A 14,127-nucleotide genomic window follows, 5' to 3' on the forward strand; every position below is an offset into this window, starting at 1 on the left:
TATGAGCTTTCTTTATTTTAAAGCACTGCATATAATTTTTGTTGTCACTTGGTTTGCCGGCCTCTTTTATATCGTGCGCCTGTTTATCTATTTTGCCGAGGCAGCCGAAAAGCCAGAACCTGATAAGTCCATACTTCAGCAGCAGCTTCTGATCATGCAAAAGCGCCTGTGGTTTGGCATTACGTGGCCGTCTGCTATCCTGACGCTCATTTTTGGGACCAGCATTGTTATCAGCCTGCATTTGTATGATCCTTTACCAGGCTGGTTAATCTGGAAACTTACTTTTGTTGCCGGCCTATATGTGTACCATTTCCTGTGTCACCGTATCTTCAAACAGCAGCAGCAGGGTATTCTGAAGTATAGCGCAACACAATTGCGTGTCTGGAACGAAGTGGCCACACTTTTCCTTATTAGTATAGTTTTTCTGGTGGTACTGAAAAGCTCTCTAAGTATGCTATGGGGTATAATTGGCCTTGTTCTTTTCTCAGCCATGCTAATGCTTGCCATCCGAATATACAAGCGCCTGCGAGAAGCCCGGTAAGGCATAAAAATGGGTTTCTGCTAAATTTTGTACCTTTGTATAAAGTAACATTCTATGAATAATATCCCCCTGAAGGCAAACGAGAAAGAATTGATCAAGCTTATCCGCTTTTTCAGCAAGCGTGCTGCGCTTTTGATGGAATCCGGGGAGCTGAGCCAGGAGCATGAGCAGCTTACGAAAGCCTGCCAGAATCTGGAGGACCAGCTGTACAGCCATGCCCAGAACAGGACAATCATACTTGATAAGCGCGAGCGCCTGGAGAAAGTGATTGAAGATAACGCGCAGTGCCCCAAGTGCCAGAAAGCCGACATGCTGAAAAAGAACGGTATCACTACTAATGAGCATGGCTGGAAGTGCAATACCTATCGTTGCCGCCGCTGCAACACCACTTTTACCTGGAACCGCCCAAATAACCCGTGGCACATGGTGGAGTTCCTGGAAATGTATATTCAGGAATTAGAACAGAGCTTGTTACAGGAGCAGAACGAAGAAATAAGGCAACATACAGAGGCCGCCATCCCGCAACTGCAGGAAAGCCTCTACCGGTTGAACCCCGTGCTGCAAACATCAAATGAGGAAGTTGAGGCTTTGGCTGAAAAAGAGCGTGAAATGGACCGCCTCATACATCAGTTTAAAAATTACCTGCTGATAGAAAAAATAAAGCTGGACACATACGAAGAGCCTGAAGAATAATCAGGCTTTTTTATTGGAAACCAGTAACAGCTATACCTTTACCAGCTAAATTCCCTGCACCAGCCAATACCATAAAGCCAGTGTGAGAAAAGAGATTGGGATCCCGAAACCGATCATCATGTTGGCCAGGCGAGGTTTTAAGCCGTATGAAGCTGCAACGATACATGCTGTGATCATGGGTGCCATGGCAGCTTCCATGATAGTTACCTGCACAAGCTGCCCGCTAACGCCAATCAAATGCACGTACAGAATGTATATTAGCAGCGGAGCCAGCAATAACTGATAGGAAAGACCAAGGGCTAAAAAGCCCCAGTGCTTGCTTCTGCGCTCTATGCGGAGCTGTAAGCCCACCGATACAAGCGCCAATGGCGTAACGGTGCTGCCCAAGCGCTGAAATACATCGCTCAGATCAGCTGACAGATGTATGCTGAAAATGTTTAGCAACAGCGCCAGAACGAACGAGAGAAAAGGCGGAAATGTAAATATTTTCCGGGCAATGACTTTTGGATCCGGTTTGCCTTTCGAAAAATAAGCAGCAAGCGCAATACCCAGCGTAGAAAGCACGAAGAAAGACCCGGGTTGATCAACAAGTATAGCTGTTTTTAATCCTTCTTTACCATATAGCGCTTCTATTACCGGAAAACCAATAAAGGAGGTATTACCTAGTCCGGCAGTAAGAATGAGGCAACCGATCAGCTTACGAGACCAGCCTAGCACCTTCCCTAAACTCCAGAAAATCAAAGCTGAACCAGCAAAGCAGATCCAGGCAACTCCTACAGGCAAAAGTACTGCCCGTGTAAGTTGTACTTCAGGTATAAAGTATAGTGCAAGGGCCGGTAGCGAGATGTAGATGATAAACTGGTTCAGCACCAGGGCTGAATTCATAGGGAAGCTCCGTACCCGCTGCAGCAGTACGCCAAGCGCCAGGCATCCGAATAAAAGTATAAAACTGCTCATGTGTGAATTTTTATATCAGGGCGCCGCTGCTTAGACGCAGCCCGCAAAGGTAAGGCTAATAAGTGTAGAATTATGTCGGCAAAATTTCTCCTTTATCTATTTTAAGAATTATAAGCAAAAGGCACTGCAACAAATTGATACTATAGGAAAGAAGAAGTAGACTATAAAAACCACACCCCACACCATTAATATAAAACAATTTATTATTGGCTAAGTATAAATAAAACATTACAGGCACCACTCCACCACCGCCCTAAGCCGACTTTAAACCTATTACCTCTGGCACTACTGACATGAAAGCTTTACAAGTGCTGGATCTGACTCTATTCACCACTACTGCTTTAGCAGTCAAACATCTTCTTCAGTTAAACCTGTCATTTTTCACACACCTACACTTCATGCTATGAAAACAACTCTTCTATGTTCAGTTGCCGCTATCAGGCTTAACCGCCTCAGTAGATGGCTTCTTTGTCTTGTACTCTTAATGTCACTTGCATTACCTGCCTTTTCCCAAGAAGTTGTGTGGGACCGGACGTATGGGGGAGATTACTGGAATGTCCTAGGCGACATGGATAAAACAAGTGATGGGGGCTACATCCTTGGTGGTACCTCTCTATCTGGAGAAAGCGGTGACAAAACTGAAGCTAAACGGGGAGAGGAAGATTTTTGGATAGTAAAAGTAGATGCCGAAGGAAACAAAGAGTGGGATAAGACCTACGGAGGCAGTGCCCGTGAGATGTTTAGCTCCCTGGAACAAACCAGCGACGGAGGGTACATAATTGGTGGTAGTTCCCTTTCCGAAAACAGCGGAGAAAAATCGGGAGAATCACGCGGAGGCTTCGACTATTGGATCATAAAGGTTGATGCACAGGGTAACCTGGAGTGGGAGAAAACGTTTGGCGGCAACAGCTCCGATTTGTTAAGAGAAATTATTCAAACTTCAGACGGAGGATATTTGCTAGGTGGTGCCTCTAGCTCGGGAGTTAGTGGTGAAAAAGGTGGAGCCTCAAGAGGAGAAACCGACTTTTGGGTAATTAAGCTTGATACTGAAGGAAACATAGAATGGGACCGCACCTACGGAGGAAACACAGTAGATTGGTTAACTCAGCTTCAGCAGACCAATGACGGAGGCTATATTTTGGGAGGTTTCTCCGATTCTGATGTTTCTGGTGAAAAGAGTGAACCAAACTGGGGAGACATTGATGATTATAATGTTGGACGAGACTATTGGATAATAAAAATAGACGCTGACGGAAAGAAAGAGTGGGATAAAACTTTTGGTGGACTGTATGAAGATAATCTTTTTGACATTATACAGACACAGGACGGCGGTTATTTGCTTGGTGGATCATCTGGCTCAGGTATAGGAGGTGACAAAAGTGAAGCATTCCGCGGAGGAGAATTTGGTGATTACTGGATAGTAAAAGTAGATGCTGAAGGAAACAAAGAGTGGGACCGCACCTACGGGGGCAGCGATTCAGATGAGTTGATTTCAATTCAACAAACCAGCGACGGAGGCTATGTTTTAGGAGGTTCCTCTTTTTCTGATGCCTCTGGCGAAAAAAGTGAAAACAGAAAAGGTGATACTGATATATGGATTGTAAAAATAAACGCTGAAGGAAACATAGAATGGGACAAGACAATTGGAGGGAACAGTGGAGATGGATTGTCTACTATCAAAGAAGTCTCTTCCGGTGAATATATAATCGCTGGGTCCTCGTCGTCAGGGGTTAGTGGAGACAAAAGTGAGCCTAAGCGCGGAGTTGCTGTTGATTATTGGCTTGTAAAATTAGGGACTGAAACTCCTTGCACCCCTCCCCCCCCCTTCCATCGCCGTGGTACCTACTTCTAAAGTCTACACCGGCGGCAATGCCAGCACCATTTACCTGGGCTACGGCCCTCAAAGCGTGCAACTGGTGGCAAGCGGTGGCGAGCGCTTTGAGTGGAGCCCAGCCACCGGACTGAGCAGCACTACTGCAGCCGCCCCTGTCTTCACCCCCACCAGCGCCGGCACCTACACCTTCACCGTCACGGCCTACAACGGCACCTGCTCCAAGACTGCCTCGGTCACTATCACCGTGATAGATGCACGTTGTGGCAACGGTAAGGTGATGCTCTGTCACAAAAGTAAAACGACCTGCATCTCCCCTTCCGCTGTGGCTGCCCACCTGCGCAACCACTCGGAGGATAAACTCGGCAGCTGTAGCTCTAATAGCATCTCCAAAGGCAAAAGCAAAGAAGCCAAGGCAGTCCTTTCCCTCACCGTTTACCCGAACCCGCTCCATAACAAGGCCAACGTGGAGCTCTCCCTGCCCAAGGATGGTCCTTACCTGCTGGAGCTCCATAGCGCCAACGGCAAAAAAGTGAGTGTTGTGGGAGAAGGCAAAGCCAGGGCAGGTGAACTGGTGCCCCTGGAGCTGAAAGCGGAAAAGCTGCGTGAGGGAATCTACTACCTCCGCCTCACCACTGCAGACGAGGTGAAAACAGTACGACTGGTGCTTAAGAAATAATCAGAGAAATAAAGCATACAACAGGCTATACATAGATTAGTATAGCCTGTTGTTTTTAAGGCCACTGCTCTGTGGGTAAGAGAGGTATTACCCCAGCAGCGAGTTTGTAAACTTGATCTTTATACTTGACTGGAAATTAGCTATTGTATTGAAAGTTTCCTTCAAGGTTACCTTCTCAATTTTAGTTAAACCACTGATGCTTATCAGGTTATCTGGCACTGTTTTATCTTGTATTATCTGAACGGCCTGTCTTTTTAACCGGATGCTCATCAGGTAATAATAGGAGTGTATCAACTCATGGTAATCTGTTTCTGAAAACTCCCCTATTTCTTTTAATGCATGTAAGCGCTCCCCGGTATTGGTCCTGAAAACACGGTTGCTCAGTGCATGTACGCGTACCAGATCAACCAACGGGGTCATGGTTTTCTTTATATCGAATACCTCCTGGCTGCCTTTGGTGAAGGTTTTAATGTTCTTAAAAAAAGTCAGCGGTGGTTCGTATTGCAATGCATTATTAGCCATGTGATACAGGAAGGTTCCAAGCGGTTTCTGCAGCTCCTGGTCCAGATATGCTCTCAACTCATCCATAATACCGTGTTCACCATAGATGTAACGACAGTCGAAGAAAGTGGAGAATTTCATTACTTTTTCAGGGTCCGGCTCTTTCATCCAGCTGCTGTAATTGCGCTTCCAGTGCGACAGTGAGTGCGTCCATTTAGAGTTCTTGGCCATAAACCCGCCTTTGCAGTAGCTAAAACCAATGGCATCCAAGCGTTCAGAAACCTGGTCAGCAAATTTTAGAAAATATGCCCTCACCAACTCCCGCTGCTCATTTGCTTTATCTTCGTAAATAATGGCATTATCCTGGTCTGTATTCAGCGTTTGCTCTTTACGGCCTTCGCTGCCGAGCACCATAAATACGAACTTAGCCGGAGGTGTCCCCATCTCCTCGATCACTCCCTCAATCACTTTCAGAGCGATTGTATCAGAAACAGTTGTAATTACCTGGTTTACGATCTCAGGCTTCACACCCCGGTTCAGAAGTTGATAAACGATCTCCGGCACCTTGTCCCATTTCCGTTTCAGTTCTTCCACGGATTGCGCCAGTTTAACTGACTGAATAAAAACAAAAGGCGACTGTGCCTGCTCGCTGAGCAGTTTATTTCGGCTTATAAAACCCAGGAACTGACCATTTCCCTGAATAAGCAGGTAACGCGTTTTGGTACGGAACATGAGCAGAATAGCTTCATATACATACGCTTGCGTGTCTATGCATACGATCGGATTATCCATCACCTGGTTCACCGGCTCCTGCACACTCACCTGTTTTGCAACAACATTATCCCTGATCGTAATATCGGTGAGATAACCTATGATCTGCTCCTGTTCATCCTGCACAAAAAGACAGCTTACCTTTTTATCGGCCATTATCCTGGCAGCCGCATAAACAGGGGTATCGGCACTGCAGGTAACGAGCTCGCGGTAAACCAAAGATTCGATCTTGCGGGAATATAGTTGGTCCGACGCAATATAATTTTCCTCAAAGGCAGTAGGTCGTTTCACAAAATGTGCATACTCATCGTTGAGCATACGCCGTCCGAATTCAGAGGTAAAGAAGTGGAAGAACTCTTCGTATGCCTGGCATAACTGCTTGAAATCGCGCCTTGGCAGAAAGTACACCACTGTACCTTTTTTGGCGATCACCGAACGTAAGGACTTCTTCCTGTTTAGAAGCACAGAAACACCGCCATAACAGTAGCCCGCCCCATGATGATCTACCACACGCTTGTTCTGCTCGCTGTCGTAAAAGAAAGCCTCATACTCCCCTGCCGCAATCAGATCCACGCCCTTCATCTTGGTCACTTCCTGGTGATAGATGGCTGTATCTTTCGGATACTTTACTTCCTGAAGTAAGTCGGCTACCCCGATCAGCACATCTTCAGGAAGTATATCAAAGGGTTTAACCGTTTTAAGAAAATCTAATTTTTCACGCATAGCAAGTAGATTATCAAAGCGACAAAAGCCAGAAGTGCGAATATGGCGTAGAGATTCGGTTTTGTTTTGAGTTTATGTACATAGCCTTTTGTTATTCGCTTCTGGTTCAGGATAGTTTCTGCAGATATATCGCCTTGTTGCATCAGCTTAAAAAAACAGGCAGCCGTAGCTTCGGCGTCTGCTGCAGCGTCATGCTGGCGTTCCAGGGGCGCCTGGAACAGGCGCTCATAAAGTTCGCCCAGATGCATAAAGTTTTTGGGCTGTGGCAGGAAAAAGTTTGCGGAGGCCTCCATGGTGCAGAATGACGGAAGGTTTAGCAAGGGATTTGGCAAATTTGCCCTGTGAAAACCGACTCCCAGCATGTGGTAATCCAGTTTCATGAAGTGGCCTACAACAAGTGGTTTATACTTTTGCAGATCATGAGCCAGCAGCCTGAATACCTGTTCTCTCGCTTTACCATGCTCTTGAAGAAAATCCTGGGTAATGCCATGAATTCTTTGCGAGGCAGGAGAGATCTCCAGCTCTGGCTCCAGGATATAATGATTTTCTGACTTAACTTTTACACCCTCTCTGGTAAACAAGAACCAGGCAACCTGAACAGAATGAGGCCAGCTTTTATCATCTGAGTAGGGGGCATTCCAATTGACAGGTATCCCTGTTGTTTCAGTATCTATAAATATTATGAACTCGTTCATGCAGCTACCCTGCCCGTGTAAACTATATGAATGAAAGCTTGTGCTAAAGGGCAGCAGGAGCTAAATAACGCCTAAAGCAGGTAAAAGTCCCAGCTGTTATCAGCTGGGACTTCTGTAATTAAATCGGTTTAGCTTTCTCTTTTAACCAGGCAAGTTCATCTGCCGATAAATGCGGCCCTAAATTTTCAACAACCTGCCGGTGATACTCGTTCAGCCACTTTATCTGGTGCTCCTCTAACAACTCCTTTTTCACTGGTGTTGTATCGATCAGTGCCATGGTCAGGTGCTCAAAAGTATAGAATTCACCAAACTCATTTGTTTCGTCCTGTACGGTTAGCACGAGGTTCTCAATCCGGATACCATGCTTACCAGTTCTGTAAATACCCGGCTCCACGGAAGAGATCATACCTAGTTCCAGGTCAACAGGCGTTGGACTAGGGTTTAGTACATGTGGCCCTTCGTGCACGTTCAGGAAGAAACCAACGCCATGCCCCGTTCCATGACCATAGTTGCGGGCATAGTCCCAGAGTGGTTTCCGTGAAATAGCATCAATCTGGTAGCCTTTCGTCCCTTTTGGGTAGCGGGCCGTTGAGCCGTCTATCATACCTTTCAACACCAAAGTATAATCTATCTTCTCTTCGTCTGTAAGGTTTCCAAGTGATACAACCCGCGTAATATCAGTAGTACCCGAAGTATATTGTCCGCCAGAATCTACCAGGAACAAGCCATCAGCGTGAAGTTCTGCGTCGCTTTCAGGAGTTACCCTGTAATGTGGCAATGCACCGTGGGCTTTATACCCTGATATCGTATCAAAGCTTTCGCCAACAAAACCCTCCTGTTCAGCTCTGCATGCCCGTACTTTATCAGACACTGAAAGTTCTGTGATCTTTATTTTACCGATATTTTCCTCCAGCCATTTAAAGAACCGGGTTAAAGCTACGCCATCCTTCACCATCGTTTTGCGGGTATGGGCAATCTCCACTTCATTCTTCACAGCTTTAAAGAAGGTCGTGGGGTTAGTATCCTGCACTACGCGCACCGACTCCGGAAGCACTTTAAACAGGGCATAACAGTTACGCTTCGGATCAATCAGGATATTACTGTCTGATGGCAAAGCCGCAACTGCTTTTTCGATCAGGTCATATGTTTCCAGCTCGACACCTGCCGCTCTCAGTTTTTGCTGATCTTCTGTGTTTAGCTTCGTCGTTTCTATAAAAAGCATTGCCTTATCCTGGCTGATCAAAGCAAAGCTCAGCACAACCGGATTACACTTCACATCCTCACCCCGGATATTAAATAACCAGGCCATGTCATCTAACGAAGAGATCAGGTGAAAATCCGCTCTCTTTTTCTTCATGGCAGCGCGCACCCGCTCCAGTTTACTTACCAGTGACTCACCTACCACCTCTTCTCCTAACAGGAAAGCCGGGGCAGCAGGCAAAGCAGGCCTGTCATTCCAGATCGGATCAAGATAGTCGCGATCGCTGTTCATGGTTATGCCTAGCGGCGATAGTTCCGACTCCAGCAACTGCGCCAGCCCGACAGAAATAAGCTTTGCATCGAAAGCAACAATGGCTCCTTCTGGTAAACGCTCACCAAGCCACCCGATATATTCAGGTGAATGCTGCACCTGCAGTTTCACCAGTTCAAATCCTGTACCTTCCAACTGCTCTTTAGCCTGTACAAAATAACGGGCATCTGTCCATAAGCCGGCAAAATCATCGGTTATAACCAGCGTACCAGCCGACCCTGTAAAGCCTGAGGCAAACTCTATACATTTATATCGGTCTGGAAGGTACTCACTTATATGCGGATCTGCCGAAGGAATGATGTATGCGCTTACGCCCTCTCCCTTCATTTGGCTTCGGATAGCTGCTAATCTTTCTTTATAGGTCATGTGTGTTATTTTTCTGTTTGAGGCAAAATAATTAAAGATGAGGAGAAAACCTTCCGAAGGCCCTAAAGAATTCTACTCTTGCTCCACAAAACCGGCTTATTTTGTTTCATCGCTTTTTGCAATATTCACAATAAATTGCAGACATTTGCAGCATGTTAGTGTTCTCAAAAAGAAGCGCTTAAAAGCATACCATACCCCCTTAAGGACTTACAGAACTAAAGCCACTACAATGGAGCACTTTTCAGACGCTGCTTTGCCACTACACAAGGACGATAACACGCTATACAACCTCGATTATTTGCATAGAATGTCGGGGGGAGACAACAGCTTTATTAATGAAATGATCCGGCTTTTTATAAAGCAGGTACCACTTGACCTTGAGAAACTTAAAGTGGCAGAAGCAGAAAATGACATGGTTGCCGCCAAACAAGTTGCACATAAACTAAAGTCCTCTATCTCAATGGTAGGCGCTGAAAAGATGTTATTGATCTTAAAAAATTTAGAGATAACATTGGCTGAGAGTCAAACTCCGGTGCCCTTGCTTCCTGTTTATTCAGAACTGCTATTTTTATTTAACACTATAAAGGGGGAACTGGAACTGCTTCTTGATTAATGAAGTTAAGAACCCACAGTATGCCTCAAAAAATCACAAAATTCTGGCTATATGAAGATCCTGGTAATTGAGGACGATGAAATGATCCTGCGCGCGCTTGAGTTCAGGCTGAAGAAGGAGAATTATGATGTTGAAGTAGCTCGTACAGGCCGTGAAGCGCTTGAAAAGCTAAAGTTAAACTCATACAACCTGGTGATCACGGATCTGATGCTGCCCTTTGTGATGGGGATGGAGTTGCTTACCTACATCAAATCTATAAATTCTGAGCTTCCTGTTATTGTACTTTCTGCAGCTGATGAGGAAGGTACCGTGTTAGAGGCATTCCAATTAGGAGCAGATGATTTCATATCAAAACCTTTTAGCCCTGGTGAGCTTTCGCTGCGTGTAAAACGCCTGTTAGCACGTCAGACTTTTGCCTGATGAGGTACACTCTTTTTATTTTATTTTCTCTTGTGCTTTCCTGCGTGCTGGCATTACCAGGTAGCGCGTACGCACAATCACCTGCTGTAAATACCGATTCTCTGATGCAGGAGGCACAACAGTACGCCGCTGCAAAAAAGTATACAAAAGCCCGTCAGCTGGCAAGGCAGGTTTTAAACATTGCCCCTGAATATGCGGATGCCTCTTTACTGATAGGCCGGACATATGCCTGGGAATCTGATTATGATTCCGCAAGAGCAGCTCTTATCCCACTTTTGAACTCTCCTGCACTACAAGAGCAAGCTTTCTCTGTTTTAGCTTCAGTGGAGTTATGGGCAGCAAACCCTGGTGCATCCCTAGAATACGCAGAACAGGGACTGGAAAATGCGCCAAATTCAACTTCACTCTCAATCACTAAAGCACTTGCGCTGCGTGATCTCAGAAGGTATAAAGAGGCAATAGCCTTTACGCAGGCTGCTCTTGAAAAATTCCCTTCGAACCCAGACCTGCTAAAACTGAAGGAACAATTAGATGAGCTGAACCGGGGCAACCTTCTAAGCATTGACTATCAATTTACTACGTTTGACCAGGACATACCAAACTGGCAGTTGGCAACTGTACAGTATACCCGTACAACGCCGATCGGGGCTTTTTCCGGTAAAATAAACTATGCAGATCGGTTTGGCACTAGCGGTTTACAGGCCGAAGTGGATGCCTGGCCCCGACTGAACACTAAAACGTATGCTTACATAAATTTCGGTGTTTCTAACAGTAAGCTATTCCCTGATTATAGAGCAGGAGCTGAACTTTACCGTATACTGCCCCACCAGATGGAAGCATCTGTTGGTGCCAGGGCTTTGGCTTATACCAATGAAACTGTGTGGCTGTATACCGGACACATTGGCAAGTACTTTCATAAATACTGGGCTTCGTTCAGGCCTTTTTTCCAGTACCAGCAAGATAACTGGCAGGCAACCGGAATTCTCATGTTTAGGCGATATTTCCGCTATGACGACGAATACGTGACCTTGTCTCTTTCCAAAGGCAGCACCCCATTTGTGCAGGTAGCTTTGCAGGAGATCAATCGCCTTGATGCAAACAAAGTTTCCCTGGATGGGCAATATAGATTGAGTTCTCAGTTCCTGCTGGGGGCAACGCTACAATATGAGCTGGAGAAGTATGCCGAGAACAGCTCGCGCAAACGTTTTACAAGCGGCCTGAAACTTCAATACAAATTCTAACAGTGCCCGGATACAGACATATCGTATTAGTGAGCTTAGGCCAGCCTGATGACAATTTGTTGTATTTTAACCTGACCCTGTCTACGTTATTTTTCTCGCTTGCCATTTTATTGTTCGTGTTCATACTAGTGAGCAGGTTCAGAGATGGAATAAATTATGCGCGCCGGAAAAAAATGGAGGGTGAGATTCAAGATTACCTCTCATCCTATACTTTTGAAGATATTCATTCTGAAGAAGACCTGATTTTGTTCCGGAAGAAGTATGTACTAAAGCCGAAGCCCAGACGCTTTGTCATGGAAAATCTTTTAGCCTTGCATAAGAGCCTGATCGGCGAATCTGCTGAAGCTTTGCAGAACTTATATAAAGCGCTTGGTTTGCACAGTTATTCCAAACAAAAGTTGTATTCCAACACCTGGAGCGAAATTGCCAAAGGTATCGGTGAACTTGCTGAAATGGATATGCATGAGTACAGCGAACTCATCAGGTCCTTTGTGAATCATCCTCACCCGGTGCTTCGCTCTGTTGCACAGGTAGCTTTGCTTAAGCTAAAGAAGGATGGCTTATTTACACTTTTGGATGTGATGCAGGAACCCCTCCTGGACTGGCAGCAAGTACAACTGGCCCGCGCCACCCAACAAGCCCATATGCTGGCCATTCCTGATTTTAAAAAATGGTTAGGAAACCATGAGGAAACGATTGTTATTTTTTGTTTGAGGATGATCGCCTATTACGGACAGCACAATGCACTCGATCAGATCCTTTCCCTGTTACAGAACCCATCATCTATCATTCGCGAAGAAGCAGTGGTAACACTTAGGCATTTGGAAGCCTTCGATGCAGTTCCTGTACTCATCGGTATGTATCCGCACGAAACTATAGAAATCCAGTTGGAGATATTAAAGACACTGCCTGTTATAGGTGGCCACGAGACCATACCATTCTACCGTGACTTACTACAGACAGGTGACAGGAGACTGCAACTTGCAGCAGCTAAGGCCATTTTTATGAGTTCTCGGGATGGTCAGGAAAAACTCAAATCAATGAAGAACAACCATGAGCAAATTTTGCTTTCTGTTTCAGAAGATCTGTTAGATTACAGTGCATGAGAGAGTATCTTGAACATTATATCAGTTTAACGGCTATCTTTTTCAACCACCTGGTCTTGGTTTATGCCATTAGTATAAGCCTGTTTTACCTGGTGCTTGCATCATTATCGGCAAAGGCCATGCGCCGCTATAAGCGCCGGAATAGCTTCGTTGATTACCGTAGCCTTCTTTCATCTCAATTTGCCCCTTCTGTGTCCCTCATTGCTCCTGCTTACAATGAGTCGATGACGATCGTGGATAATGTGCGTTCTCTGCTTGCCTTACATTACAACAACTATGAGGTGATCATTGTGAATGATGGCAGCAAGGACAACACCCTTGACCTGCTGATTGAGGCGTATGAGCTTGAAAAGGTTGAATGGTTACTGCATGAACATGTTGCTGCAAAACCAGTAAGAGGCATTTACAAAGCCAAAAACCCAGCCTACCACAAACTAGTTGTAGTTGATAAAGTTAACGGCGGAAAAGCAGATGCACTTAACGTTGGCATAAATGTTTCCGGTAACAAGTATATCGCCTGTATTGATGTGGATTGCGTTCTGGAGTCGGATTCTTTATTGAAACTGGTGAAGCCCTTTATGGAGGAAAAGAGCCAGGTGATAGCAACAGGTGGCGTTATCAGGATAGCAAACTCCTGCGTTGTAGAAGACGGACGGCTGGTAAAAGTAAAAGTGCCAGACAAATTTATTGCTCGTGTACAGGTGCTGGAGTATTTCAGGGCCTTTTTAATGGGGCGCATGGCCTGGGCTCACATTAACGGACTGCTTCTGATCTCGGGCGCTTTTGGTATGTTTCATAAAGCTACCGTAATAAAGGCCGGCGGCTATAACCACGACACTGTCGGCGAAGATATGGAACTGTTGGTGCGCATGCGCCGCATTATGTACGAGGAAAAGAAACCTTGCAAAGTTGCTTTTATCCCTGACCCGCTTTGCTGGACCGAGGCCCCGCAAACATGGAGTATTTTAAACAAGCAACGAAACCGCTGGACGCGTGGCACGGCTGAAACTTTACTACTGCACCGTAAGATGATACTTAACCCTCGCTACGGTGTATTGGGCATGATCAGTTTGCCAGCCTGGGTACTGTACGAATGGATGGCCCCTCTGATTGAGTTCTTTGGCCTGCTCTTCTTTTTGTGCCTCGCCCTGTTAGGCTTCACGAATTGGGTATACTTCTTCTCCTTCCTGGCATTGGTATATACATTTGCCATTATGATCTCGGTTTTCGCTATCTTTTTTGAAGAACGGTCCTACCAACAGTACAAAAAACCCAAACACATGCTCCGCCTGGTGCTTACCGCTGTGATGGAGCCGGTCTTTTACCATCCTGTTACAGTGTGGTCTGCTGTAAAAGGCAACTACGACTTGCTTACAGGCAAAAAAAGCTGGGGTGAAATGACAAGAGCTGGCTTTGCTCAGAAAAAAAACTGACAGCCCCTTTTATACCTCCTCAAAAC

General features: G+C 45.7%; 13 protein-coding genes. 9 read left to right on the plus strand and 4 right to left on the minus strand.

What is annotated here, in order from left to right:
* Window position 1: 1 nt before the first annotated feature.
* Window positions 2-541, plus strand: a complete 540-nt coding sequence (locus tag ACSX1A_RS09160) for a CopD family protein (RefSeq protein WP_439883327.1) — start codon at window positions 2-4, stop codon at window positions 539-541.
* Window positions 542-595: 54 nt separating this feature from the next.
* A complete protein-coding gene (locus ACSX1A_RS09165) occupies window positions 596-1,234 on the plus strand; it encodes a hypothetical protein (protein ID WP_439883328.1) in 639 nt (212 codons plus the stop codon).
* Window positions 1,235-1,279: 45 nt separating this feature from the next.
* On the opposite strand, the gene ACSX1A_RS09170 is transcribed toward ACSX1A_RS09165, so the two are convergent.
* Window positions 1,280-2,191 carry an AEC family transporter gene (locus ACSX1A_RS09170; protein WP_439883329.1) on the minus strand — a complete coding sequence of 304 codons (912 nt, stop codon included), beginning with the start codon at window positions 2,189-2,191 and terminating at the stop codon, window positions 1,280-1,282.
* A gap of 484 nt (window positions 2,192-2,675) precedes the next feature.
* Between ACSX1A_RS09170 and ACSX1A_RS09175 the strand changes: the two genes are divergently transcribed.
* Window positions 2,676-4,043, plus strand: coding sequence for a hypothetical protein (locus tag ACSX1A_RS09175; protein ID WP_439883330.1), 1,368 nt, complete (start codon window positions 2,676-2,678; stop codon window positions 4,041-4,043).
* Window positions 4,027-4,701, plus strand: coding sequence for a T9SS type A sorting domain-containing protein (locus tag ACSX1A_RS09180; protein ID WP_439883331.1), 675 nt, complete (start codon window positions 4,027-4,029; stop codon window positions 4,699-4,701). Before ACSX1A_RS09175 ends, ACSX1A_RS09180 begins: the two co-directional genes overlap by 17 nt.
* Before the next feature lie 87 nt (window positions 4,702-4,788).
* Here the strand turns inward: ACSX1A_RS09180 and ACSX1A_RS09185 are convergent, their stop codons facing one another.
* From ACSX1A_RS09185 to ACSX1A_RS09195, 3 genes are all read right to left on the minus strand, one after another.
* Window positions 4,789-6,696, minus strand: coding sequence for a DUF294 nucleotidyltransferase-like domain-containing protein (locus ACSX1A_RS09185; protein ID WP_439883332.1), 1,908 nt, complete (start codon window positions 6,694-6,696; stop codon window positions 4,789-4,791).
* Entirely contained in the window at window positions 6,681-7,391 is a 711-nt protein-coding gene (locus tag ACSX1A_RS09190; RefSeq protein ID WP_439883333.1) for a 3'-5' exonuclease, read from the minus strand. The genes ACSX1A_RS09185 and ACSX1A_RS09190 overlap by 16 nt, the downstream gene beginning before the upstream one ends.
* 118 nt (window positions 7,392-7,509) lie before the next feature.
* The gene (locus ACSX1A_RS09195) at window positions 7,510-9,288 is read right to left on the minus strand and encodes an aminopeptidase P family protein (protein ID WP_439883334.1); all 1,779 of its coding nucleotides are present in this window, start codon (window positions 9,286-9,288) and stop codon (window positions 7,510-7,512) included.
* A 229-nt stretch (window positions 9,289-9,517) separates the two neighbouring features.
* Here ACSX1A_RS09195 and ACSX1A_RS09200 point away from each other — a divergent pair, with 229 nt between their 5' ends.
* The 5 genes from ACSX1A_RS09200 to ACSX1A_RS09220 are packed head-to-tail and all read left to right on the plus strand — an operon-like array spanning window position 9,518 to window position 14,101.
* Window positions 9,518-9,901 carry an Hpt domain-containing protein gene (locus ACSX1A_RS09200; protein ID WP_439883335.1) on the plus strand — a complete coding sequence of 128 codons (384 nt, stop codon included), beginning with the start codon at window positions 9,518-9,520 and terminating at the stop codon, window positions 9,899-9,901.
* 51 nt (window positions 9,902-9,952) lie between these two features.
* Complete coding sequence (locus tag ACSX1A_RS09205; RefSeq protein WP_439883336.1) at window positions 9,953-10,321, plus strand: response regulator transcription factor; 369 nt, start codon at window positions 9,953-9,955, stop codon at window positions 10,319-10,321.
* Window positions 10,321-11,562, plus strand: a complete 1,242-nt coding sequence (locus tag ACSX1A_RS09210) for a YaiO family outer membrane beta-barrel protein (RefSeq protein ID WP_439883337.1) — start codon at window positions 10,321-10,323, stop codon at window positions 11,560-11,562. The genes ACSX1A_RS09205 and ACSX1A_RS09210 overlap by 1 nt, the downstream gene beginning before the upstream one ends.
* Before the next feature lie 2 nt (window positions 11,563-11,564).
* Window positions 11,565-12,668 (plus strand): HEAT repeat domain-containing protein, encoded by a 1,104-nt coding sequence (locus tag ACSX1A_RS09215; protein ID WP_439883338.1) that lies wholly within the window; start codon window positions 11,565-11,567, stop codon window positions 12,666-12,668.
* Entirely contained in the window at window positions 12,665-14,101 is a 1,437-nt protein-coding gene (locus tag ACSX1A_RS09220; RefSeq protein ID WP_439883339.1) for a glycosyltransferase family 2 protein, read from the plus strand. The genes ACSX1A_RS09215 and ACSX1A_RS09220 overlap by 4 nt, the downstream gene beginning before the upstream one ends.
* Window positions 14,102-14,127: the final 26 nt, after the last annotated feature.

Origin of the sequence: Pontibacter sp. MBLB2868 (assembly GCF_051904785.1) — a bacterium.
Lineage (GTDB): Bacteria > Bacteroidota > Bacteroidia > Cytophagales > Hymenobacteraceae > Pontibacter.